This is a genomic window from Photobacterium satsumensis (assembly GCF_050336935.1).
GTDB classification, from domain to species: Bacteria; Pseudomonadota; Gammaproteobacteria; order Enterobacterales; family Vibrionaceae; genus Photobacterium; species Photobacterium satsumensis.
This window is the reverse complement of the sequence record NZ_JAKJSK010000006.1, coordinates 592,961-619,426: the sequence shown is the minus strand read 5'-3', so window position 1 is coordinate 619,426 and position 26,466 is coordinate 592,961. Positions and strand designations below refer to the sequence as shown.

The window sequence follows — 26,466 nt, the reverse complement described above, 5'->3', positions numbered from 1 at the left end:
GCACAGATGTCAGATCTATGAATGTAACGTGTTAGAAATATGAACTTTCCTCAGACTCAAACTCCCCCCTAAAGAGCATTATCATCATGTTCAGGCTTCATCCATACCGACTTAAAATCAAACCAGCCCATAGAATTAGATTGCATACCTTGAACAGCCCCTGTGTCATCAACACCCAGCCAATTATGAAATAGTGGCATAATTTGGCCAAACTCTACGAGCTTGGCCCCGATGTGCTGACACGGTGATGCTTGCTCGGTATTTGCCCGCCAGCGCAATACCTCTAGTTCAAGTTGTTTAAATTCCTCTTCAGGCATGGCGCGTGCAACATGATCGAAATTGAAGAACCATGACAGCAACGCATCATCACGGTAGTTCATCAAACTCATTCCACCCAACCACAGATCGATCTTCTGGCTATGTTTGCCAAGCGCAATCTCAGTTGTGGTTAACTCAAGCATTTTAAGCTTTATGCCATCTTCGGCTAATATCTCTTTTATCGCATTGGCAACGTGCGGATAAACAGGGTGCTGGCAGGCGAAAGCAATGGTTACGGTGCGCTTCGATGGTGGCTCCTGTGCCGGTTCAGAATGTAACGGTACATGAGTCCAGCCCGGCAAAATGCCATAAGCGTTGGTTAGACGAAAATCCCCAATCTGATCTTTATTTAATCGCTGCAACAGCTGCAAGGCTGTCAAACGAGCTTGTAAATATCGCAACCATTGTGGATCGGCAGGCAGCCCACTCGTACGGTTAAAAAGCAGGAAGTTACACCCCTCGTCCAGTTTCAAACGAGTAGACACACTCACACCGCCAAGTTGGCTAGCATCCGTTGCCGGCTGCAAGTAACACGATGCGACTTCAGACAGCATCCAGATATCCACAACATCAATCAACGCCCTGAAGCCGAAGTACTGATCAGAAGCTTCCAGCTTGAAGCGCTTACTGTCATTCTGAATGACTTTATAAGGACCCGTGCCTATCGGAAACAACACATTGGGGTTGTCCATATCAGCATCAGCAGGCTGGATCATGGCGATAAGGTTCGTAAGCAAATCAGGGAAACGCTGGTCATCGCTGGTTAAATAGAAATCGATAGTATGGGTAAATGGCGCATCTATCTCACGTATATGGCTGAACAACCTATGCTGCTTAACCTGATTGAACGTGGCTATAATATCGTCACTGCTAAGCAAGCGGCCATCATGAAATCGAACTGAAGGCCTGATATAAAAACGCCAATGTCGGGGGTTTAGTGCTTCCCAGTGATGAGCCAAATCACCCTCCACTTCCTCTTTTTCCTCGTTTATTCGAGTCAGTCCATTGAATACTTGTCTGACCAAATGCTGCTCAGAACGGCGTAACGGTTGAAGCGGATTGAGGTTACTGAAGGCGCGATAATAAGGTAAACGAACAATTTGTTTACCGTGTGCAGTGGTGTGGCCAAGTTGTTCTTGGATAATCTGTGCAAGCTTGTCCGCATTGTGTTCAAGGGCTTCAAGAGCAGGTTCCAGCTTTCCTTCTGCCACTAATTTTCTGGCATGCATTAACTGCAATTCATTGTCTGTGCTGCAAAAGGTCAGCCTTGATTGTTTTCCCCTCCCGACCGCAGGTTCCCAATCGATCCAGCCTTTGTCCACCATTTTATTCATAACCATCCGAACATTTCGTCGGGTACAAAATAATACTTCAGCTATATCCTGAAGATTTGTATCGGCATCTTGGCCAGAGAAATGGGTATATAATCGCTGAAATTGGACTTTGAGGCGTTGACCACTCATAAAAGAGGAACCTATTTTTATTGTTTCTTCTGTTTTAGGTTTCCTATTTTAGCGTAAAAATAGCCACGTACCCAAGCGGTACTTGGCGGCATAGAACAAGTTATTTTTCTACTATGTAGACCCCCAAAGAATAGCGCCTGAGTGAGTCTATGCCGCCGCCCCCTCTTGAAGGTAATCCGCTTTAAGCACAGCCGATAAATTCCAGGCACAAAAAAACGGGCATAAAGCCCGTTTTCAGTATTAAGTAAAATGCTTAAGCTGTTTCTGTCGTTAGCGTAGCAGTCGTACGTGACATTTGGAATTCGCGCCACTTTGAATACAGATAAGTCACCACAATCGAGAAGAATAAATAGGATAGCGAGAATACAAACGGCGAATTGATCAGGTTTGATTCCAGTCCCCACATAACGCCAGCGATCGTAACGCCAATTTTAGCCATTGCGCCCATCATTAGCATTAATAATGCGAGTTGTGGATAACGGGTAGAACAACGAAATGCCAACCAATATCCAGCACCTACAGCGACTGAAGCAACTCCAAAGCCTACAAGGAATGAGTGAAAATGCTCACCAGAAAGTACACCAGCAACGGCAGACAACAAAAAAATCAGACCGAACTTCATAAACACCTCTTTGTAAGAAAGTTAAAAATGCGTCCTTTCGATGTGCTTTAAGCTAACAGGGATATTTTCCCACTTTCCGAGCAAAATGCATACACCCTAGTGCTTCGTAGCACATTAACCTTCACTTTAACTTTCAGTATTTTACATTTTGTAACACCGTAAATGACTCAGTTCATTGATGATAATACACCACTGTAAATAAAATGTTAAAGTTTAATTAAAATGTAAGAAATAGTGTCATATGGGTATTTTTGATGAATTAAACCTAGAAACTTGCCTACCAACATCGAAACCTTAGAATTCAATATTGAAGCAAAAGCTCTTGGCAAGATTAAATATGGAATTTAATCTTTCACTTATGGCGTTTTTCGTTTTGTGACATACATAAAAAAACACCCAGTAAAACTGGGTGTTTGTTAACTTATACAGAATTATTGCTACATGGCTAGAAAGACAAACTACTCTACCGTCTCTAGCATTTTTTCTACCCTAACAGCAGCAACCTTAAATTCAGGTATCTTTGCGTATGGATCTGTAGCAGTACCCGTTAGTTTGTTTGCCGCCGACTCAACAAAATGGAACGGTACGAATACCACACCTGGCTGCATACGCTTGGTCACAAACGCTGGCGTTTCGATAGTTCCCCGTCTTGTCGACAGTGTCAACATCTCACCATTACCAACCCCTAAGCGCTCAGCATCAGTCACCGAGATCATCGCCCTTGGGCCTGCAAGGTTATCAAGCCCCTTAGTTTTACGCGTCATGGTGCCGGTATGGAACTGCTCCAACAGACGCCCCGTCGTCAAGACCATTGGGAACTCATCGTCAGGCAACTCAGCAGCATAGCGGAACGGAATACCCACCATTTCAGCTTTTTCACCGCGGATAAAGTTCTCTTGGTGCATGATGCGGGTGCCCGGATGGTTTTCATCTCGACATGGCCACTGCAGGCCCTCTTTTCCGACACGGTCCCATTTGATCCCAGCATATTGCGGAGTCAGCTGGGTAATTTCTTCGGTGATATCTTTCACCGATTGGTAATCCCAGTCACTGCCCATCGCGTTGGCAATACTCTGGATGATCTGCCAATCTTCACGCGCTTGACCCGGAGCTTTAATCGCTGGATTCAAACGCTGAACACGTCGTTCGGTATTGGTGAAATGCCCCGTCTTTTCAGCAAATGAGTAAGACGGCAAGACAACGTCAGCCAACTGAGCGGTTTCGGTGAGGAAAATATCCTGTACCACCAAGAAGTCCAATGTATCAATCGCTTCCAGTACATGCTTTTGGTCAGGATCACTCAACACTGGGTTCTCACCCATGACATACAGACCACGAACCTGCTTGTGGCATGCCGCGTCAATGATTTCTGTCAGTGTTAAACCAGACTCTGCAGGCAAATCAGGTCGGTTCCAAGCTTTGGCAAACTTACTGTGGATCTCTGGGTTATAGACTTTCTGGTAGCCTGGGAAGTTGTTTGGCAACGCTCCCATGTCACAAGCGCCCTGTACGTTGGACTGGCCACGCAACGGATTGATACCACCACCTTCGATACCGATATTGCCACACAATAACTGCAAGTTAGCCACTGAGCGGACATTATCATGACCGGTCGTATGCTGGGTGATCCCCATAGAGTAATAGATAGCCGTTCGTTCGGCTGTACCAATCAACTCAGCCAGTTTCAACAGATCAGCTTGTTTAACACCCGTAACGAGCTCAACTTTGTCCGGAGAATAAGCATCACTCATCACCTCGGCTTTAAGTGATTCATAGCCCTCAACGCGCTCGTCGATATATCCCTGATCTTGCCAACCATTCTTGATGATCTGCTGCATGATACCGTTCATCAGCATCACATCAGATCCCGGTCGGTGGGCAACATACAATTCAGAGTGATCAGCAATATCCACCTTTTTCGGGTCAGCAACAACTAGGCGCGCAGTTCCTTTACGGATAGCCTGCTTTATGTGAGACGCAATAATTGGGTGCGCAGCCGTGGTATCTGAACCGATAATAAAGATCAGGTCAGAATGAGCAATGCTTGGGATATCGTTGGTCATCGCCCCACTACCCAACGACGCCTCTAGGCCAGTTACGGTTGTGGAGTGACACAGACGAGCACAGTGGTCGACGTTATTGGTGCCCAACTCACGGCGAACAAACTTCTGGAACGCGAAGTTATCTTCGTTGGTGGTTTTCGCAGATGAGAAACCAGCCAGTGCGTTACCGCCCGACTCTTGCTTAATGGCAGCGAACTTATCTGCAACCAAGGTAATCGCTTCATCCCAGCTTGCTGGCTGTAGCTTACCGTCTTTACGGATCAACGGCTGGCTTAGACGCTCTTCACTCTGGATAAAGTCAAAACCGAAGCGCCCTTTCACACACAGCATGCCTTGGTTGACCGGTGAGTCCTTCGCACCTTGAACATAACGAATTTTATCTGTCAATTCGTCTACATACATGGTGACCTTACAGCCCACACCACAATAAGTACAAATGGTATCAACCGGTTTAAGCATCTCGATACGGCCCTGCGACTTATCGCGAGAATCCGTTAGTGCACCGGTCGGACAAACCTGCACACAAGCGCCACACTGCACACAGTTTGAGTCGCCCATGCTGTAACCTTTATCAAAGCCTGGGCGGCACTCTGGACGCTTGGCGCTATTGCCATCAGCATCTTTCAAGAAACCAAGTGCACCGTGAACAGCTTTCTCGTTACAGATGTCGACACACTGACCACAGCTAATACAGCGGTTTGCGTCAAATACTATGAATTCTGAGCTATCGTCAATGGCAAACTTCTGACAGTCGGACATGTCCAACTCATCTTTTTCGACCTTGTACTCAGTCGCGAAGTCACGCAATTTACAGTCGGTATTTGCCTGGCAACCACATTCAAGACAACGGGCGGCTTCACGCATCGCTTCTTCGTTAATAAAACCCGTTTCCACCTCAGCAAAACTAAGTTCACGCTGTTCGCTGGTAAGCTCAGGCATGATAGAACGCATGGCCTTCTGGATCCCTTCAAATTGCTTAGGATCAACCTGCTTTACCTTGGCTGCTTTTTGCGAGTTATATGGCTTAACCGGAATATGTTCCATGTCGCCATTGAAGAAACGGTCTATCGCTTCTGCTGCAACACGGCCATCAGCAACCGCCTCGATAGCTGTTGCAGGGCCACGGCGGAAGTCGCCGATACTGAAGATATTCTCAACACCGGAGTGCATGGTATCGTCACTTGACTCAAGTGTTAGCCAGCGGGTAACAGGAAGCTCAATGTTGTCATTGTCCAAGAACGACAAATCTGGCTTTTGCGATACCGCTGAAATCACCGTGTCGAAATGCTCAACAAAGTATTCACCGGTCGCCTCAGGGCGACGGCGGCCTGACGCATCCGGCTCGCCAAGCGCCATTTTCTCAAGCTTCACATCCGTTACCCGGCCATTGCTGTCAGCAATATTTTCTACTGGGTTGGTCAAGAAGTGGAATTTCACCCCTTCATGTTCAGCTTCAACAATTTCGTAATCTTCCGCTGGCATTTCATCGCGGGTACGACGATAGATAAGCGTGGTATCTGCACCGGCTCGAACAGCGGTACGGGCACAGTCGATAGCAGTGTTACCGCCACCAATCACAGCTACTTTCTTGCCGGTGGTGTAATTTTGGGTGGTAACGTAATCTTTCAGGTAATCAACACCAAGGTAGCAACCCTCTTGATCACTACCCGGATAATTCATTTCAACCGCTTGGGATGCACCAACCGCTAAGCATACAGCGTCATACTGTTTGGTCAGCTCTGACAACAGGAAGTCTTTACCCAAGGTCGTATTGGTTTCAACCTTCATGCCGTTGCGGCAAATCAGCTCGATTTCTTTATCGAGAATGGCTTTTGGCAAGCGGTATTCAGGAATCCCGTAGCGTAACCAACCACCCGCTTCGGGCATAGACTCGAAAACGGTGACACTGTAACCCTCGTTACTCAGGTAATAACCACAGCTCAACCCGCCAGGGCCACTACCGATAACCGCCACGTTCTTGCCTTTATCTGCTTTGCGTGGTGGGACGTATTGCTCTTGGGCTTCAAGGTCAATATCTGCCGCATGACGCTTTAACTGACGGATCGCAATCGGCTCGTCAACAATACCGCGACGACATTCTGTCTCACAAAAAGCCGGACAAACACGACCAATCGACAACGGCATTGGCAAGGTGCGTTTAATTACCTCTACCGCTTTCTGATGGTCGTTTTGGGAAATGTGATACAGGTAAGACTGAATATCGACACCAGCAGGACATGCGGTTTGGCAAGGTGCCTCACAGTCTGCATAGTGATCTGACATAATGCGATTTAGCGACTCGCGGCGACGTTCTGAAAGCACATCGCTTTGTGTAGTAATGACCATTTCAGGTGCCGCTGTAACTTCACAGGCACGCTGAATACCTTGGCCTTCAATATCGACCACACATAAATCACATGGTACTTTCTCGCCATTTTTATTTAGCCCACACAAAGATGGGATCTCAATCTCGAACTGTTGAGCGAGTTCAAGAATTGACAATTGACCGTCAGTAGCCAGAACCTGACCGTCTATCGTGACATTACTCATAGTTGCCTCTTTGCTGTTGCTGGCACTGTGCCTTTATTGTGAGTTTCAAGGCTCTATATATAGCTAACTTCTTGTTCATAGGGAGAAGCAGCACAGCGCTCAGGATGATAACCAGTAGAATTTTTGATTTAGGTTTAGTCGATCATCTTTTTTAGTTATTAGGTCAGACTATCTGGCTACAGAATCAAATTCCTTGATTTGAAACATTTTGGATATTTATTTTGAAAAAAAATTAATAAAAAGCGATAAGCAGTAGCATTTTACTGCTAAGCCTTTGACTAACTTAGACAAGACAATGCCAGTGAGATAAGATATTGATAAATTAAACATTACAGATTTCTGCACGCTTAATGACTACCATACTCGACTCAGTAGATCAGCGGACAAACCTCGTAGGTGAAAACCGCCTAGAACTCCTCATCTTTCGGCTCCATACCGCACAGTTGTTTGCCATTAATGTGTTCAAAGTCAAAGAGGTCGTTAAACTGCCTCGGCTTACCCAACTTCCGGGCTCTCACCCGAATATCAGTGGGATTGCCAGCATTCGAGGTGTTTCCATCCCAGTTATCGACCTACGCAAAGCGATTGGCATGCGGGCAAGTGATTCACAGGATGAGTGCAATATTATCATTACCGAATACAACCGCTCCGTGCAGGCGTTTTTGGTTGGTCAAGTGATGAACATTATGAATATGACCTGGCAAGACATTCAGCCACCGCCGCGACAAGTCGGGAAAAATAACTACCTGACAGCCATCACTAAGATCAAGAAGGATAACGCAGAACGGTTGGTCAGTATTATTGACGTTGAAAAAGTACTGGCTGAAATTGTTGACTACGACACCCAGATTTCGCAGGAAGTATTAGACCATTCACTACTCAATCACCTCCATGGCCGTAAGGTTCTCATTGTCGATGATTCTTCAACGGCTCGCGGCCAAATTCGGGAAACTTTAACTCAGTTGGGGCTGGAAGTCATTGAAGCATATAACGGACTGCACGCGCTGAATATGCTGAAAGGCTGGTGTGACAATGGCATCGATCTTAACGACGAACTACTGATGCTTTTTACCGACGCTGAAATGCCTGAAATGGATGGCTATAAGCTGACCCACGAAATTCGTAATGATCCAAGAATGCGTGATCTCCACATTGCCTTGAACACATCCCTCAGTGGCAACTTCAATGAAGCCATGGTAAAAAAAGTCGGCTGTGACCGCTTCATCTCAAAATTCCAGCCAGATCTTCTCGTTGAGGTTGTACAAGATAGATTAAAAGCGATCCTCTAAAGCGATCCTCTTGAAACACCTTCAAGTTGCATAGATATATAAGCTCGCCCAAAACTGGGCGAGCATCCGTACAGCATGTCACTATCTACTCCATTACTCTCTAAACCAATACTGTTTCACCTCTACACATACTCAGCAATAAATCAGACTAAAATGGAGCAGTGAGACTTTCATTAACAGTTCATACCAAACGATATCACTCATGCTCATTGCCCCGTGCTTTGTGGCTAGTTTGTTGAGCCCTTAGCTGATCTGGCTTGGTATAAATATGCTGGTCAGTGTCTACCGAGTTCCAGCTATCATCCCAGGCATACAAAGTTTCACCGTCTAAAATATCTATTTTCTGTGCCGAGATATCATCAGCTCTAACAGTCAGCTGCATAGTCAACAGCAAGGTGATGAGGAAGGAAAGCACCCAGCTAGGTGCCTCCTCTTTAACCTTATTCTTTTGAAGTTCAGTCATTCCCCACCCTCTTAATGGCTTTGTGCCGTACTGACATTGTCACTTGCGCTGCGCAATGTCACTCGGCGGTCGAAGAAATCACCTTCAAAGTTTTGCTCATTTTTTAGAGGTTCCTGATCACCGTACGCTGAAGCATAGAGTTGAACGCTCTCCACACCCTGTGATTCCAAGTAATGACGTACCGCTTCCACACGCATCTCAGACAAGTTTAGGTTGCGTTCTGTGCTACCACGTCGATCAGAGTAACCCGCTAGCTCCCAACGAATATCCGGTGCTTGCTTCATAATCTCAGCAATTTCATCCAGCTGGGCTTTAAATAGAGGCTCTATATCGGCAGATCCCGTTCTGAAGTGCACATTCATTTCCAGAGCTAAATCAAGCTGGCGTTCTTTGTGATTCATCAGGTCATATTTATCTTGCTCAAGGCGCGCAATTTCAATCTGTGCTTGATTGTATTTCTGGCTGATGCGTTCAAGTTCTGTGTTACGGGCTACCAGCTCACCCAACTCTTCATCTTGTGCTTGAATTTGGTTATCTTGCCCAACGGCTGTGCCAACAATACCGCCAACCATGGCACCGACAACCGCACCGATTGGACCACCAACGACGGCACCAAATGCAGCACCAGAGCCCATACCGATAAGTGATTCTTGCTCACCGACGCGGTAGCTGTCGTTCATCGTCTTTTCGTTGATATTGTCATTTGCAGTGGCAACAGGAGAAACCAGAGAAGCCATTAGCGTTGTTGCGATTAATGTTGAGATAAGCTGCTTTTTCATTGTGATTTCCTCATCGATTCAATTAGGTTTTTGATTCGCTTTTTTGTTTAAGCTGTTTCGTTTTGATGAGGTTATTAAAGCAAGTCGATCTGGCGAATCTGAGCGCAAAAAAAGGCAATGTCATGATCAATTGTGGCAAAAAAATGGCAATTACCCCGATTACGGCTGCAAGCCTTTTCTATCAGCTAGATTGTTGTATAGTCAGCATCATTAACTCGCTGTATGAGTACTAGGTCATGAAAAATATAGGTATTAGGTCATGAAAAAAATTGTCATTGTCGAAGATGAAAGAGCCATCCGAGAAAACTACATCGATGTACTGAAAAAACACGGTTACGATGTACAAGGCTATGACAATCGTCCTGATGCACAGGCCGCTTTTCAATCAGAGCTGCCAGATTTGGCCATTATCGATATTGGTTTGCAGGATGAGATTGATGGCGGCTTTACGTTATGCCAATCACTTCGTGCGCTTTCACCAACCTTGCCGATCATTTTCCTAACTGCCAGAGACAGTGACTTTGACACAGTATGTGGTTTACGCATGGGAGCCGATGATTACCTGACCAAGGATGTCAGCCTGCCACATTTAATTGCCCGTATTGCCGCATTATTTCGCCGTAGCGATCTGATGCAGCAACCTACCGAGAAAGTAGAACTTATTCAGCACGGTGATCTTTCCATCGACAAAAATAAAATGCAGGTTTTCTGGCAGCAGAACCTCGTTGAACTAACTGTCACTGAGTTTTGGATGGTCTATGCGTTAGCTAAGCGACCGGGCCATGTTAAAAGTCGCCACGATCTCATGGACGAAGCGCAAGTGGTTGTTGATGACAGTACTATTACCTCCCATATCAAGCGGATCCGTAAAAAGTTCATGCAGTTCGATAACACTTTTGACTGTATCAACACGGTATATGGCATGGGCTACCGCTGGGGTGCTTAATGCAAAAAAGATTATTGCGAAAGATATCAACGATCGAATTAAAACAGCTAAAGCCAGCCTTTGGGCTGCGAACAAGAATCACGTTAATTGCCTGTTTATTACTGACATTACCTTGGATTGGCTATAACTACATCCTCGAAATGGAAAAGCTCTTGCGCCAGGGCCAAGAGCAAACCTTGGTTGGGACGACAAGGGCTGTCGCCACCGCGCTTAATGAGCGCCCTAACCTATTTACCGACCAGGCCAGCTTCTTACAATCAGTGCAAAAAGGCCGTGACCTTTATGCCTACGAGCTCGGCTCGGCAATCAAACTCGACGGGCAACTTAATGACTGGTCAGATTATTCTGAACAAGTTGTGCACTATGGCAGAGAGTACGTTCAGTTCAGTCGCTGGCCTTACCAAAATAGCAGCCTTCGCTTCAATCATATGGTCGGAAAGTATGATGGCTATCTATATGCCATGTTTGAAGTCAACGATAACAAACCGGTTATGCGCCGCAAAGGCTCACCAAGGGTCGATAGAAACGATCACCTGATCATCGCCATAACCACGCCCAGTGGTGAGTTTCATCGCTATGTAATTTCCGTTTATGAAGATGGATGGTTCAATGCTTGGCAGATCAATGGGGACATTACTAACCCAGCCGATTTAGAACTAGAAAGCCAGATTCAAGGGTATTGGCATACCACTGACAGCGGTTACAACATTGAATTACGTCTTCCTTTAGGCATGCTGGGCAGCAAACTGGGTTTTGCCTTTTATGATGTCAATAACACCAGCAACCGTGAAATCGACGCCATTATTGGCACATCAAACACCAATCAAATGAGCAAGCTCGGCACCGTGCTCATCCCCTCACCGGAGATTGAAAATATACTAAAGGGTATGGGGCATACCAGTTCACGCATTTGGGTCATTGATAGGCACCAGCGAGTCTTAGCCCAAACCGGTGATATTCAGGAATCCAACGGTGTTTGGTCATCATCGGTTAAATATGGCAATGAAACAGATTCTTGGTGGTCAAAGCTGGAGGAAAAATGGCTTCACCCGCTGTATTACCGCTACCTGATAACAGAACCAACCGCATTTCATGATGCGCTCAAGGATGCGGCCAACGTCGAAGGGGTGCACATATCTCAAGCCCTTCAAGGTCGCGGGTATTCGCTCTGGCGCCGTTCAAATGACGGCAAGGCGATGATTTTAGCGGCAGCCTACCCGATTTGGTTAGGTGACAACGTAATGGGTGCAGTTGTCGCCGAAGAGTCTACGATTGGTATTCAAACGTTACGAAACCGTGCCCTTGAGAAATTACTCAATGCACTCATCGCCATTATTGTGGTTGGTACACTGACACTGTTTTTATTTGCCTCCAACATCTCTAGAAGAGTGAGGAAATTGCGTAATGAAGCTGAGCATGCCATTGATAGCCAAGGAAAAATTCAGCACACCATTACCGCATCAACAGAAAGTGATGAAATTGGCGACCTGAGCCGCAGTTTGGCGGGCATGGTCAGCCGGTTGGGACAATATAATCATTATCTGGAGAACCTCTCCTCACGCTTATCCCACGAGTTACGTACACCGGTTGCCGTTGTACGTTCTTCTATCGAAAATCTGTCGATGCAAGAGCAAGACGAAGATTCCAAGCGTTACATCGAGCGTGCACAAGAAGGAATTCAACGACTTAATACGATTTTGTCGAGCATGACAGAAGCCACTCGCATTGAGCAAAGTTTACAGGGTGCAGAAAAGGAAGTATTCCCTCTCAATGAACTGGTTGAGGGCTGTATGCAGGGGTACCAAATGGCCTATAAAAATCAGAGTTTTAACGTCGACACAGGCAACACACCGGTATTGGTTGATGGTGCACCGGATTACTTAGCACAGATGCTCGACAAGCTGATTTCAAACGCTGTCGACTTTAGCCAGGATGAACACACTATTCAGGTGACATTGTCACAGGTAGATTATAAAGCTTGCTTGATAGTCAGCAATAAAGGTTCACTGCTTCCAGAAGATATGGGCGATCAGCTACTGAACTCTATGGTATCCGTGCGTACTCAAAGCCAACAAAGTAAACCTCACTTGGGGCTTGGGTTGTTCATAGCACGCTTGATTACTGACTATCATCAAGGAAAGATTTTACTTAGAAACCGTAATGATAAACAAGGTGTTGAAGTCTGCGTCACGCTTCCTGTTGCGACGCCAGAAGGTGCATAAAAAAACTAGGCCATAACAGCAGCGGTAAACAAACCAATTGCCGCTGCTATTGCTACGATCGCTAACACGATCTCGAATAACATTTCTCGCATATTTACTTGCTCACGAACAAACAATGGAAACTTAGTCAAATATTGCCGCATAACCATATAACTCATACATTTAATGAAAGCAGTTTAGATTCACCAACATGATGAAGAATAAACCAACTTTCATTAGTTGATTAATTTACCTTAGAGATAGTACGCCTATCGGCTAAATATAAGCTGAACAGTTGAATGACGGGCAATTGATTAAGCGGTTAACTGAAACAGAGGGCGAGAATCCCAACCATTTGTTTTTATTGGATTTATCTCCAATTCAATGCAACATAATTAAAACGTATATTATGAAAACACAAATGAATTACACACCCAGACAGCTTTCATTCAGCAAGGGGGAAAGAAAGAAAAAAATACACACTAAATCCGTTGCAATTAAATGGATAAAACTAACTCATTAACCCCATCAATAATACTTATTAACAGAGGCTATTAAGTTATTAATTTTTTTCATTCAATACATCAACGTTATTTTTCTCTTCCTGCCAATCTCTGTCATTTTCAACACTCGTCTTAGCAACGATTTCCTGCTCTTTCTGCTCAATGGCTTTATATTGGTTCTCACAGACTGTACGCGTGACCTTGTCAGTGCCATAAGAAGACATACAACGATCCATATACTCATCAAACCCCATCAAAAGAGATTCTGCAGAGAGACTAAAAGAGGTAACCATCATCAAAGCAACAAAAGAGGTAGGGATCTTGTGGAAGTGAGTTTCGTGGAAGTTACAATTCTTCATATCAACCTCAGCTTTATTGGCAGCGCCTTATCTATAGCAAAGTTGATTTCTGGGCATTTTTCCAACCAGACTTTGAGACAAAAAAAGGAGCCAGTATGGCTCCTTATGTAACGGGGGAAAAAACAGGCCTATTTCAAGGTGTTATTAACAGGCTGTTTAATTAACCACGGTAATAGTTCTGAGGAACAAATGGCATTTTTTCTACTGTCATCGGTAGTTTCTTGCCACGAACTTCAGCGAAAATTTCGGTGCCAATTACGGCAAGATCCGTTTTCACGTAGCCCATTGCCACTGGCGCACCTTTGGTTGGACCGAAGGTGCCAGAAGTCACGATACCAATTTCGTTATCATCTGCATCGAACAACTTGCTGCCTTCACGCACAGGGGCTTTAGACTGGCCCACCAAACCAATACGTTTACGCGCTACGTCTTTGGTTTTGATTTGCTCAAGAATAATATCAGCGCCAGGGAAACCACCAGCACGTTCACCGTCAGCACGACGTGGTTTGCTGATACCCCAAAGTAGGCTACCTTCTACCGGAGTTGTTGTTGGGTCTAGGTCATGACCGTATAAGCAAAGGCCACATTCAAGACGAAGTGAATCACGAGCGCCAAGGCCAATCCACTCTACTTCTTCCTGACCTAATAGCTCACGTGCCAACTCTTCAGCTTTATTAGCAGGTACAGAGATCTCATAACCATCTTCACCCGTGTAGCCAGAGCGACTAACCAGACACTCAACACCCAATAGTTCAACTTTGACTGCATCCATGAAAACCATATCACTAACTACAGGATTCAAACGTGCGAGCACTTGCGAAGCTTTTGGACCTTGCAATGCTAGCAGTGCGCGGTCTTCAATAATTTCCATGGTGACATCTTCAGGAAGATGGGCTTGGATGTGTGCGATATCTTGCTCTTTACAAGCAGCGTTCACAACAACGAATAGGTGATCACCAAAGTTGGTTACCATCAAGTCGTCAAGGATACCGCCCTGCTCATTGGTGAAGAAGGCATAACGCTGTTTGCCTGCAGGAAGGTCAATAATATCGACAGGGACTAACGACTCGATTACTTTTGCTGCATTTTCACCATGAAGACGTAATTGCCCCATATGGGAAACATCGAATAGACCAGCCGACTCACGGCAATGGATATGTTCTTTACGTACACCCAACGCGTACTGTACTGGCATATCATAACCAGCAAAAGGAACCATCTTGGCGCCCATTTCAATGTGTAGTGCGTGTAGTGGTGTTACCAGTAATTCTTGTGACATATGATTTTACTCCATACACCGCGAGCAAAGCGGCGATACTCCATATCAGCTGTTACAACCATGTTAGACATAGTTTCTTATAGTAAACAAAGTTTCCTATCATTCAACCGTGCTACATCACACATTTGAACCACAGGCAAAAGTTTCTCGAATTAACACTTTTTCAAAATAAGAGGAGCCTATTGCTAAGTCCCTCTTTTCGACTCACGACACGCCAATTGTTAAAATTATCAATAGGATTAACAATCAGTACGTCACTCTATAACCCTGACACTGGCCGCTATCCGGGCTAAGAACAATACGTGTTTAATGGGCTAAACAAATTTAGCCCACGCCCAGAGTGTGACAGCGTCACTTAAGAAGCCGTCACCCACAATATCAAGGCATCGTCCTCGCTAAGAGAAGTTAGCATGTGCCCCATGTTGGCATCGTAATAGACGGAGTCACCTTGGCTTAATGTAACTGGCTCATAAAACTCTGAATAAAATGTGATATCCCCTTCGAGTACCAACAGAAACTCTTCACCGTCATGACGGATCCAATCACTGTAGTCTTCAAAAGCCCGTGCCCTTACTTTTGATTTAAAGGGCATCATCTTTTTGTTGGTCAACTGGGTAGCCAGAAGCTCGTGTTCGTAGGTTGTCGTTGGATGCGGCTTACCCTGCTCCTTTCGAGTGATATCCCTACGGCCTGTTGCTTTCAGTTGTTTAGGTGGTGCAAAAAGTTGTGGAATATCAATCTCTAAACCTCCAGCCAGCTTTTGCATCGCCTGAAAGGTCGGTGAAATTTGCTCATTTTCAATTTTAGATAACGTCGAACGAGCCAATCCGGTGCGCTTACTGGCTTCTTCAAGAGTCAAACCATGCGCCATACGAATTTCCTTGAGCCTTTTACCTAATTGCATTGGCTCAATTTTGTCAGCCTTTTCAGATTCAAACTCTTTCACGACGGTCATTGATGGGTATACATCAACCTGCTGTTCGTCACTCATTACTTCCCTCCCTGGTAACGACGTTCATTTCATTCTGGCATAGAGGCCCGGAAACTTAAAAGCTCATCGGTAAAAAAAATATGACCAATGCATCATATTTGAAATTTAGTTTCCTAAAGGAAACAGGCTATTTTACAACCAACCTCACTACCCTATTTCGCAACGACAAACTCACAAAAAGCCGGATTACTCACCTATTTGTAAATGTTCTGTAGAACGTCACAACCCCATATACGACAAGGGACGAGATACAACTTTAACCTTTCAGCCACAGTTGATTTTGCGGCATTCTTTAGAAAAAAGTTAACACTATATTAGAAATTTAGTTTGCAAAAGGCAAACGTTTGCGTAAGATTATGACCATTAAAGTACATGATATTCCACTATTGGAAATTTTCGTTTAATCGGCTATCTATAGTAAGGCATGTTATGCAGTTGTTAGGGGGTAATACGGTGCTCAACGCGTATTACTGATAAATAGCAACGTGTAACAAGGACTATCCATAACAACGATATACGCTTTGGCTCGGAACAAAGGGATACCTTTAAGAGCGCGATTAGAGGATAACGTGAAATGAAAGCTTCATACCAAAACCACGATTTAGAAGTGTTCTTCTCAACCCACCTTGCAGAGGTTGATGGTGCTGTAAACGCTGGCATTGCTGCCGAACTAACTCGCCAGAACCAGCAGATTGAGTTGATTGCCTCTGAGAACATTGTGTCTAAAGCGGTCATGCAAGCCCAAGGTAGCTGTCTAACCAACAAGTATGCTGAAGGTTATGCTGGACGCCGTTACTACGGTGGTTGTGAGCATGTCGACGAAGTAGAACGCATCGCTATTGCCCGTGCTAAGCAGCTTTTCCAATGTGAGTACGTCAATGTTCAGCCTCACTCTGGCGCACAAGCCAATGGTGCAGTGATGCTGGCCCTACTTCAGCCAGGTGACACCATCTTGGGTATGTCCTTGGATGCTGGTGGACACCTAACACACGGTGCACGCCCTGCTCTATCTGGCAAATGGTTTGATGCAGTTCAATACGGTGTCGATAAAGAGACTTGCGAGATTGATTACGAGCAAGTGCGTCAGATCGCTATCGAAAGCCAACCAAAAATGATCATTGCTGGTGGCTCGGCAATTCCTCGCCAGATTGATTTTGCTAAATTCCGTGCCATTGCCGATGAAGTTGGCGCATTCCTAATGGTAGATATGGCACACATTGCCGGCCTTATCGCTGCAGGCGAACACCCTAGCCCAATTCCTCATGCCCACGTTATTACAACGACGACGCATAAAACACTACGCGGCCCTCGTGGCGGGATGATTTTGACCAACCACGAAGACATCAATAAGAAGATCAATTCAGCCGTATTCCCTGGCCTTCAAGGCGGCCCGCTAATGCACGTTATCGCGGGTAAGGCTGTTGCTTTGGGTGAAGCCCTAGAGCCAGAATTTAAGTTATATATCAAGAATGTGATCAACAACGCGAAAGTCTTGGCAGAAGTCCTGCAAGCTCGCGGTTGTGACATTGTGACTAACGGTACCGACACCCACCTGATGCTTGTAGACCTACGTCCTAAGGGCCTAAAAGGTAATCAAGCAGAAGAAGCACTTGAGCGTGCCGGCATCACCTGTAACAAAAACGGTATACCTTTTGATCCTGAGAAACCAATGGTGACATCAGGTATTCGCCTAGGTACACCTGCTGGCACTAGCCGAGGCTTTGGTGCTGACGAATTCAAACAAATTGGTCAATGGATTGGCGATGTACTTGACGGTTTGGCAGCAAACCCTGAAGACAACAGCGCTGTAGAGCAGAAAGTGAAGCAACAGGTTCAGAAGCTTTGCAGTCGCTTCCCTCTTTACCAATAAGTTAATAAGTAAATCTGTTTTTTGACCTCGTTTTTTAACATAGTGGTCGGCATCGACCGACCACTGAAACAACTAATAAAATCTGCGGAAAGATTGCGCAAGGAGTTTTAAATGGAAAATACACTGAAGTTCGCTGAAAGCCACGAGTGGGTTCGAGACAATGGTGACGGCACTATCACTATGGGGATCTCTAACCACGCTCAGGGCCTTCTGGGTGATGTTGTATTTGTTGACCTACCAGAAGTTGGCGATTCAACAGAAGCTGGCGAATCTTTCTCTCTTGTTGAGTCAGTCAAAGCCGCATCTGACATCTATGCTCCTGTTACAGGTGAAATCGTTGAAATCAACGAAGAACTTGAAGACAGCCCAGAGCTTGTAAACGAAGAACCGTACGAAGGTGGCTGGATTGCTAAAATCAAAGTTCAGGATGTAGAGGAACTCTCTAATCTGATCGACGGTGAAAAATACCTAGCGACCATCGACGAAGACTAATTGAGCCGGGCTTTCGGGTGAAATAACCTGAAAGCCCTCATAACATGTAATTGCTCAACTACTCGATGACCATAAACTATTGCAATATGCTCAATGCAATAGGTAGTAACTGTTCAGGAAAGAACCATGACCGACATGACTCTTCTAAATGCATTAAGTGACGATATGGAATTTGCAGGCCGCCACAATGGCCCAGATTCGGTACAACAAAAAATCATGCTGGAAACCATCGGCGTATCAAGCGTTGACCAGCTAATCGATGAAACGGTTCCGGCAGCAATTCGCCTACCAGAGCCTATGCAGCTCGACCTGCCTCAAAGCGAAGCGGATATGCTGGCCTCACTTAAAGCTATTGCCAGCAAGAACATCATCAACCGCAGCTATATCGGTCAGGGTTACTACAACACCTTTACTCCGAACGTTATTCTACGCAACGTACTGGAAAACCCAGGCTGGTATACCGCTTATACGCCTTACCAACCAGAAATCTCCCAAGGCCGCCTTGAATCACTGCTTAACTACCAGCAGATGATCATGGATCTGACCGGTATGGAGCTTGCCAACGCTTCCCTACTGGATGAAGCAACCGCAGCGGCAGAAGCCATGACCTTGTGTCAGCGCGCTAGCAAAAACAAGAGCAAGGCGTTCTTTGTTTCTAACGACTTGCACTCACAAACCGTTGACGTTGTCCTTACTCGTGCCGGTTACATCGGTATTGAGATCATCCGCGGCGATATTCAAGATCTTGAACAGCACGATGTCTTTGGTGCCTTGGTTCAGTACCCAGGTACGACGGGTAACGTTCAAGACCTTACAAGCATTATTGAAAAAGCACATGCCAAGAAAACCTTGGTTGCCGTTGCCTCTGACCTTCTCGCACTGACCCTGCTAAAAGCACCGGGTGAAATGGGCGCAGATGTCGTGATTGGTTCAGCGCAGCGCTTCGGCGTACCGATGGGCTTCGGTGGCCCACACGCTGGCTTCATGGCAACGAAAGACAAACATAAGCGTACTATGCCAGGTCGCGTTATTGGCGTATCGAAAGATTCCCGTGACAACCAAGCACTTCGTATGGCGATGCAAACCCGTGAGCAGCACATCCGCCGTGAAAAAGCGACGTCTAACATCTGTACCGCTCAGGCACTGCTTGCCAACATGGCTGCATTCTATGCGCTTTACCATGGTCCAGAAGGCCTTCGTAAAATCGGCCGTCGTGTACACCACCTAACCGCTATTCTTGCTGCTGGCCTGCGCAACTCTGGCATTGAGCTGGCGAACGACAGCTTCTTCGATACCCTGACACTGAACACTGGCAAGAAAACGACCGAGTTCTACAACAAGGCACTGGATGCAGGCATCAACCTACGTAAGTACCCTGCTTCTAATGAAAACAGCGGTCAACTAGGTATCAGCATCGACGAAACCACAAAAGTGGCAGATATCGAAGACCTATTGGCAATCTTCAGCGGTGACAACCTGAAAGCCTCAATGTTCACCGCAGATATCGCTAGTGACGAGTTCGCAGCAATTCCAGAAAGCTGCCGCCGTACCAGCCAGTACCTGACTCACCCAGTTTTCAACCAGTACCACAGTGAAACGCTAATGATGCGTTACATGAAGAAACTGGAAAACAAAGATTATTCACTAACCCACGGCATGATTCCGCTGGGCAGCTGTACCATGAAACTGAATGCTGCAGCAGAAATGATCCCAGTAACTTGGCCTGAATTTGGTCAGCTGCACCCATTTGCGCCAGCTAACCAAGCAAAAGGTTACGCAGAGCTAGCTGATAACCTATCGAAAATGCTATGCGAAATCACAGGCTACGATGCGTTCTCACTACAGCCTAACTCTGGTGCACAAGGTGAATACGCCGGTCTTATCGCTATCCAGCGCTACCATGAAGCCAACGGTGATGCACACCGTAATGTCTGCTTGATCCCAAGCTCTGCCCACGGTACTAACCCAGCATCAGCAGCGATGGTTTCAATGAAAGTTGTGGTTGTTGGCTGTGATGACCAAGGCAACATCGATGTTGAAGATCTGAAAGCGAAGATCGAAAAACACCGTGATAACCTGTCGTGCATCATGATCACCTACCCGTCTACCCACGGTGTTTATGAAGAAGCCGTACAGGAAGTATGTGAGCTTGTTCATGAAGCTGGCGGTCAGGTATACCTTGACGGTGCCAACATGAACGCACAGGTTGGTCTAACTAGCCCTGGTTTCATTGGTTCTGACGTTTCTCACCTTAACCTGCACAAGACCTTCTGTATTCCACACGGTGGTGGCGGTCCGGGTATGGGTCCTATCGGTGTTAAATCTCACCTTGCTCCGTTCCTACCGGGCCATGTTGAGAGCACTGAAGCTGAACAGCCACAGTACGCGGTATCTGCAGCAGATCTTGGCTCAGCGTCTATTCTGCCAATCTCTTACGCCTACATCGCGATGATGGGCGAAGCGGGACTGACTGAAGCAACTAAACTGGCTATCCTAAACGCTAACTACGTGATGGAGCGTCTACGTCCACATTACCCGGTTCTATATCGCGGTACTCATGGCCGTATTGCTCACGAGTGTATTATCGACATTCGTCCAATCAAAGAAGCATCAGGCATTTCTGAAGAAGATGTTGCCAAGCGTCTAATGGACTACGGTTTCCATGCGCCAACCATGTCGTTCCCTGTTGCGGGTACGCTGATGATTGAGCCTACGGAATCAGAAGACATTGCTGAGCTAGACCGCTTCTGTGATGCGATGATTGCTATCCGTCATGAAATCGCCCGCGTACAAGATGGTGAGTGGGATCTGCAAGACAACCCACTGGTTAACGCACCGCACACTCAAGCCGATATCATGGACACCGAGTGGAACCGCAGCTACGACCGCGAACTGGCTTGCTTCCCATCAGCACAAACTAAAGATGCGAAGTACTGGCCAACAGCAAACCGCGTCGATAACGTGTTTGGTGACCGTAACCTAGTTTGTTCTTGCCCAAGCATTGAGAACTACATTGAAGACTAGAGTGAAGACAAAAGGTTTGTAGTAACCAAATATAAATTTGGACTAACCTATTTCAAATGGACAAACTTCGGTTTGTCCATTTTTTATTGCCATTTTAACCAGTAAGATTGGTCGAATACTTAGGAATCCCCCCAACAAAGGAATGACAGAACATGACCTCACCAAAGGCAAAGCTATATTACGTTTACGACCCAATGTGCTCCTGGTGCTGGGGATACAAGCCGACATGGAACCAAATTACCCATGCCATATCCGATCAGGTAGAAATCATATATGTTGTTGGCGGCCTCGCACCCGATTCTGACGTACCTATGCCCGAGATCATGCAACAACAGATTATGGCTTACTGGAGGAAAATTGAAGATTACCTTGGAGCCAAGTTCAGTTATGACTTCTGGGTTAACAATACACCTCGCCGCTCAACTTATCCCTCCTGCAGAGCAATTCTCGCAGCTCGCTCTCAAGGATCTGAACTAAATATGATAAATGCAATTCAAGAGGCCTACTACCTGAATGCCCAAAACCCCAGTGATAACGAAGTTCTGCTTAACTTGGCACAAGGTATAGGCTTAGATATGGCTCAATTCAAAGCTGAGTTTCTTTCTGAAAAAAACCATCAACGTTTATTAGATGAAATAGCCTTTGCCCGTTCCATCGGTGGCAATAGTTTTCCATCTCTGTTTATTGAAAGAGCAGGAAGAATTACCCAATTGCCAATTGATTATCAAGATGCTGAAACAACCATCACTCAGATCAAGGGTGTTGTCTAGTCGGACTCAAACACGACTTCCACCAGCCAGCCATCGTTCGACTGGGTAGTTTGATACTGCCTGTCCTGCAAAAGATAATGCAGCTCTGACTCAATTTACTTTATCAACTCACCGACTTTCAAACTGTAGTTAGGTTAAGAGGGGGTTAAAGATGAAAAAGGCGAACTACAAAGTTCGCCTTTTTCTTCTGCTTAAGTTTTTACAGGCTTAACCCTCTACTCTCACCCTAAAGAACAGGGCATAAAATAGCGGAATAACCACCAGCGTTAAGACAGTGGCAAACAGTAGGCCGAACATTATAGTCACCGCCATACTTTTAAAGAACGGGTCGATAAGTAGAGGCGCAACACCTAATATTGTCGTTAATGCGCCAAGCAATACTGGCCTTGCTCTGCTTGTTGCGGCATCGATGATCGCAAAGTATGGCGCTTTACCTTGTGCTACCTCCATGTCGGCCTGATCAACCAAGACAATCGCATTCTTTACCATCATCCCAATCAAGCTTAGGAACCCGAGGATTGCCATAAACTCAAATGGGGTTTGAAACACTATTAAACCAACCGTTACCCCTATAACCGCAAGTGGCGCAGTCAGCCATATCACCAATGGTTGACGGATAGCATTGAACATGAAAATCACTGACAGAATCATTGCCGCGAAGCCATAAGGGGCTGAAATCACAAGCCCTTCATTAGCATCTTTTGATGCTTTATGCTCTCCGTACCAAATCAGCTCATACCCCGATGGTAAGTCAATCGCTTCAATTTTGCCTCTTACACCATTGAATGCATCAGCAGTCAATACACCCGGCGCAGGATCAGCCTGTACCAATATGGTTGGCATCCGGTCAATACGGCGTAAAATCGCATCCTGCCATTCAACATTAACCGAATCAACTAACTGGCTAACAGAGATAAAGCCCCCTGCTACCGAACTATAAACATCCGCATTTTCGACCGCACGTTGGTGGCTACGCTCATCTTCGGGTGAGCGTACAACGATTGGGATTAAATCATCCCCTTCACGGTATACGCCTACATTCCGGCCTGACAAAGTCTGCGCTATAGCCTGATTGATCTCTTGCGTGGTCAAGCCAAAGCGTTGGGCTTTGTCGGCGGAATACACAGGCCGTAACACCGGTATTTGCTGTCGCCAGTCATCTTGTATCGCTATAAGGTTACTATCGGCATTCATAATGACTTTCGCTTGCTCCGCAAGTTGGCGTAATACATGGCTATCCGGTCCCTTAAAGCCCGCTTCAATCTTTTTGCCACCGCCACGCCCTAGCATGAATTTCCACACTTTCACCGATGCATCCGGGTACTTAACCGCTAGTTCGCTCTGCAACTCTTCCAGCAATGGCGCTATCTTTTTGTAGTCATCAATATCAACAAGAATCTGACCATAGCTGGTGTTACGTGCTTCCGGCGCATAGGTCAGCATGAAGCGCAGGCCACCACCACCAATAAAGCTGGTCATGTTTGTCACCCCCTCCTTTGCTTTCACCTCTTGCTCGATACTCGCGATAACTTTTTCAGTACGACGAATATCGGAACCTTGTGGCAAATAAACATCAACCACAAACTGCGGACGTTGCGATTCAGGCATAAAGCCCGGCGGAACATACCTCAAGCTGTAAATTGCTGCGGCCATTACTCCCAATAGCATCAATATGGTTATTACACGGTGCTTTAAAACCCAAACCAATACTGTTTTATACATGGTCATCATGCGACTGGTCTTAAGCTCGCCTTTTACCACTTTGACTTTCAAGAAGTCATAGCAAAGCATTGGGGTTACCGTAACGGCAAAGACCCAGCTCAGGAACATTGAATAGAGAATGACCCAAAACAGCGAACCGGCGTACTCCCCCATATCCGAAGGTGAAAGACCAATCGCGCTAAAGGCGAAAATACCTACGGCAGTCCCCCCAAGCAATGGCCATTTAGTCGAATCGACTACTTCTGACACTATGGACTCTTTATCCTGCTCCGGAGTTTGCTGCAAGCGAACCAAGATGCCATCTGTTACCACAATGGCATTATCCACCAGCATACCTAGGGCGATGATCAAAGCCCCCAGCGAGATACGCTGCATGGCAATGTCTTCGATAAACATGATGCAGAGTGTACCTGCAACGGTCAGCAACAACACAAAGCCGATAATCAGGCCGGAGCGCAGCCCCATGAATACCAGTAGCACCACAAATACAATAACAACAGCGGCTATTAAGTTATCGATAAAGTTTGCTACCGAATCTCGCACTGAGTCTGACTGCATAGAAATAACATGCAAATCCATACCGATAGGACGCTGCCCTTCAAGCTCGGCTAAACGTGCTTTTACTGCATCTCCCATATCAACTACATTACCGCCGGTAACATTCGAGATGCCAAACCCAACCGCACGCTGGCCGTTGTAGCGCATAAGCATACTTGCAGGCTCTTGATAACCCCGCGTTACTTTGGCTATATCGCCAAGGCGCATGATGGTATTGCCCTGCCCAACGGCAATCTGCAAGTTCCGTAATTCATCAAAAGAACGGATGTTGGAAACAGGAATAACGGGAATACGCATATCTTGCGTTTCAACGACACCAGCGACTGTCACAAGGTTTTGCTTTTGCAGTACGTCGAACACCTGCTGTGCTGAAACACCAAATGTCGCTAAACGCTCACTCGAAATTTCAACAAAAATGGTTTCCTGCCGCTCTGCAAGCGTCGCAGTTTTTGCCACGCCCGGTACTAACACCAGTTCACGGCGTAATCTGTCAACATAGTCTTGTAGCTGTTTGTCGTTAAAGCCTTCACCGGTTACCGCAAAAAATAGCGCGTATACATCCGCGAAATCGTCATTGACAATCGAAGGTCCGGCTCCCGGTGGTAACTGGCGCTGGGCATCGGCCACCTTACGGCGCAATTTATCCCATACTTGCTGTAATTCAGCGCCTGTCTTGGCAAACTCCAGTTTGATTTCGACTGTTACTTCAGACATTCCCTGCTTGGAAACAGACTTCACTTCCTTGAGTTCTTGAAGCGACTGAACAGCTCCCTCGATCACATCTGTAACTTCATCCGAGACTTCTTGAGCCGTAGCACCAGAATACGCAGTATTAATCACCGCTTGGCGGATAATAAATTCAGGATCTTCGAATCGACCTAACTTTAGGTAGCTGATGTAACCGCCTAGCAGTATCAGGCCGATGAGAACCCAAACACTGGTACGCTTAGCAAGCGTATAACGAGCAATATTCATTATTGTTCCTCGTTGCTGCCAGTCGTCATAGGACGGATTTTCATGCCTTCCTGTAAGCTAGAAACACCAGCAATAACCACTTGCTCACCAATAGCTAAATTCGCATTGATCACTACGCGATCACGGCTTAAAGCGCCTACCTCAACATAACGCTTGGTCACTGTATTGCTACTATCCACAACCCAAACAAACTGTTTACCTTGATTATCTGGCACTACCGATATGAGCGGCACCGTGATTGTTGAATGCAGGTGTTGTTCACCCGTTTCGATTGGGAGCACTTTTACCGTCATCCCCGGCAATACCCTATACCCTTGAACATTGCTAAGCCCCAACACCACCGGATAGGTTTGACTGATTGGATCGGCTTGGGTTGCGAATGTTCTAAGGGCTAAGTCAAACAAATGGTTAGGGATACCGCTGATCTCAGCTTTCGCCTCAGTGCCACTCACCTTCGATAACATCACACTATCTGGAATGTGAATAAGCACTTCTAAGTCATCAATGTTGTGTAACGTGAAAACAGGATTATTGGCTTGCATTTGTACAAAATTATCAACAAATCGGCGTCCGATAATGCCATCAAATGGCGCTTCGATACGGGTATAATCCAGCTGTCGTTGCGCTTCATCACGGCGATTCTTCGCCAAGTTATAGCGTGTTGTGATTTCATCTAACTGGCTTTTTGAAATCGCTTTGCTCTTGTCATAAATAGCTTTTGCACGCCGATATTCAACTTCTGTGTTTGTTAACTCTAACTTTGCAGAAGCCAATACCGTTTCAGCATCGCGTGAATCTAGACGTGCTAAGAGTTGCCCTTTGACCACTCGCTCTCCTTCGTTTACAAGTAACTCAGTCAATCGGCCACCAACCCGAAAAGACAAATCAGCACGCTCAGCGGCCCGCACTACACCATTGAAAACTAAGCTATCACTGCGTGAGGCTGAAATGACCTCCGTCAGTGCTGGCCTAACGACTGGTTCAACGATTTGAGATTCAGTCTTTTGCTCACAGCCAACAAGTGACAAGCCTGTTACCGACAAGCCAATAGCTGCCGTAATAACCTTCAACGATTGCCCTGAAAATACTTTGCGCGTGTGTTTCACAGCGGTCTCCAAAAGAAAAGTAACGTTAAGCTCTCAACCAGAGAGATCAAATTCTGTACAGCGAATTTGGCGGATTCTAGTGCAGGGACACCCAAAAGTAAACTCATGAGTTTACCTTACGAT

General features: G+C 46.0%; 17 protein-coding genes. 7 read left to right on the top strand and 10 right to left on the bottom strand.

Translation table 11 applies throughout. The features are described from left to right. Positions 1-68 precede the first annotated feature (68 nt). The 3 genes from sgrR to fdhF all read right to left on the bottom strand — a co-directional run bounded on the left by sgrR (position 69) and on the right by fdhF (position 7,016). Positions 69-1,781, bottom strand: a complete 1,713-nt coding sequence (sgrR, locus tag L4D79_RS02845; protein ID WP_428647093.1) for an HTH-type transcriptional regulator SgrR — start codon at positions 1,779-1,781, stop codon at positions 69-71. 253 nt (positions 1,782-2,034) lie between these two features. Continuing rightward, entirely contained in the window at positions 2,035-2,403 is a 369-nt protein-coding gene (locus L4D79_RS02840; protein WP_428647090.1) for an NADH:ubiquinone oxidoreductase, read from the bottom strand. A gap of 458 nt (positions 2,404-2,861) precedes the next feature. Beyond that, the gene (gene fdhF, locus L4D79_RS02835; RefSeq protein ID WP_428647088.1) at positions 2,862-7,016 is read right to left on the bottom strand and encodes a formate dehydrogenase subunit alpha; all 4,155 of its coding nucleotides are present in this window, start codon (positions 7,014-7,016) and stop codon (positions 2,862-2,864) included. Between the two features lie 350 nt (positions 7,017-7,366). Between fdhF and L4D79_RS02830 the strand changes: the two genes are divergently transcribed. Further along, positions 7,367-8,305, top strand: coding sequence for a chemotaxis protein CheV (locus L4D79_RS02830; protein WP_428647085.1), 939 nt, complete (start codon positions 7,367-7,369; stop codon positions 8,303-8,305). 196 nt (positions 8,306-8,501) lie between these two features. Here the strand turns inward: L4D79_RS02830 and L4D79_RS02825 are convergent, their stop codons facing one another. Beyond that, complete coding sequence (locus tag L4D79_RS02825) at positions 8,502-8,768, bottom strand: hypothetical protein (RefSeq protein WP_428647082.1); 267 nt, start codon at positions 8,766-8,768, stop codon at positions 8,502-8,504. Between the two features lie 11 nt (positions 8,769-8,779). After that, the gene (pdsO, locus tag L4D79_RS02820; protein ID WP_428647079.1) at positions 8,780-9,547 is read right to left on the bottom strand and encodes a sortase-associated OmpA-like protein PdsO; all 768 of its coding nucleotides are present in this window, start codon (positions 9,545-9,547) and stop codon (positions 8,780-8,782) included. Positions 9,548-9,806: 259 nt separating this feature from the next. On the opposite strand from pdsO, the gene pdsR reads away from it, so the two are divergent. Both pdsR and pdsS read left to right on the top strand, forming a co-directional pair. Then, positions 9,807-10,493, top strand: coding sequence for a proteobacterial dedicated sortase system response regulator (gene pdsR, locus L4D79_RS02815; protein WP_428647077.1), 687 nt, complete (start codon positions 9,807-9,809; stop codon positions 10,491-10,493). Next, complete coding sequence (pdsS, locus tag L4D79_RS02810; RefSeq protein ID WP_428647075.1) at positions 10,493-12,715, top strand: proteobacterial dedicated sortase system histidine kinase; 2,223 nt, start codon at positions 10,493-10,495, stop codon at positions 12,713-12,715. The genes pdsR and pdsS overlap by 1 nt, the downstream gene beginning before the upstream one ends. Positions 12,716-13,256: 541 nt before the next feature. On the opposite strand, the gene L4D79_RS02805 is transcribed toward pdsS, so the two are convergent. The 3 genes from L4D79_RS02805 to L4D79_RS02795 all read right to left on the bottom strand — a co-directional run bounded on the left by L4D79_RS02805 (position 13,257) and on the right by L4D79_RS02795 (position 15,826). Further along, complete coding sequence (locus L4D79_RS02805) at positions 13,257-13,556, bottom strand: hypothetical protein (protein WP_428647072.1); 300 nt, start codon at positions 13,554-13,556, stop codon at positions 13,257-13,259. 160 nt (positions 13,557-13,716) lie between these two features. Beyond that, positions 13,717-14,835 carry a glycine cleavage system aminomethyltransferase GcvT gene (gene gcvT, locus L4D79_RS02800; RefSeq protein WP_428647070.1) on the bottom strand — a complete coding sequence of 373 codons (1,119 nt, stop codon included), beginning with the start codon at positions 14,833-14,835 and terminating at the stop codon, positions 13,717-13,719. 355 nt (positions 14,836-15,190) lie between these two features. Next, entirely contained in the window at positions 15,191-15,826 is a 636-nt protein-coding gene (locus L4D79_RS02795) for a helix-turn-helix domain-containing protein (RefSeq protein ID WP_428647067.1), read from the bottom strand. A 574-nt stretch (positions 15,827-16,400) separates the two neighbouring features. On the opposite strand from L4D79_RS02795, the gene L4D79_RS02790 reads away from it, so the two are divergent. The 4 genes from L4D79_RS02790 to L4D79_RS02775 all read left to right on the top strand — a co-directional run bounded on the left by L4D79_RS02790 (position 16,401) and on the right by L4D79_RS02775 (position 21,982). After that, positions 16,401-17,696 (top strand): serine hydroxymethyltransferase, encoded by a 1,296-nt coding sequence (locus L4D79_RS02790; RefSeq protein WP_428647064.1) that lies wholly within the window; start codon positions 16,401-16,403, stop codon positions 17,694-17,696. Between the two features lie 111 nt (positions 17,697-17,807). Continuing rightward, entirely contained in the window at positions 17,808-18,188 is a 381-nt protein-coding gene (gene gcvH / locus L4D79_RS02785) for a glycine cleavage system protein GcvH (RefSeq protein WP_107347605.1), read from the top strand. A 126-nt stretch (positions 18,189-18,314) separates the two neighbouring features. Continuing rightward, complete coding sequence (gene gcvP, locus L4D79_RS02780) at positions 18,315-21,212, top strand: aminomethyl-transferring glycine dehydrogenase (protein WP_428647060.1); 2,898 nt, start codon at positions 18,315-18,317, stop codon at positions 21,210-21,212. Between the two features lie 152 nt (positions 21,213-21,364). Beyond that, complete coding sequence (locus tag L4D79_RS02775; RefSeq protein ID WP_428647058.1) at positions 21,365-21,982, top strand: DsbA family protein; 618 nt, start codon at positions 21,365-21,367, stop codon at positions 21,980-21,982. 207 nt (positions 21,983-22,189) lie between these two features. Here the strand turns inward: L4D79_RS02775 and L4D79_RS02770 are convergent, their stop codons facing one another. Beyond that, positions 22,190-25,237, bottom strand: coding sequence for an efflux RND transporter permease subunit (locus tag L4D79_RS02770; RefSeq protein ID WP_428647055.1), 3,048 nt, complete (start codon positions 25,235-25,237; stop codon positions 22,190-22,192). Then, the gene (locus L4D79_RS02765; RefSeq protein WP_428647052.1) at positions 25,237-26,343 is read right to left on the bottom strand and encodes an efflux RND transporter periplasmic adaptor subunit; all 1,107 of its coding nucleotides are present in this window, start codon (positions 26,341-26,343) and stop codon (positions 25,237-25,239) included. The genes L4D79_RS02770 and L4D79_RS02765 overlap by 1 nt, the downstream gene beginning before the upstream one ends. Positions 26,344-26,466 lie beyond the last annotated feature (123 nt).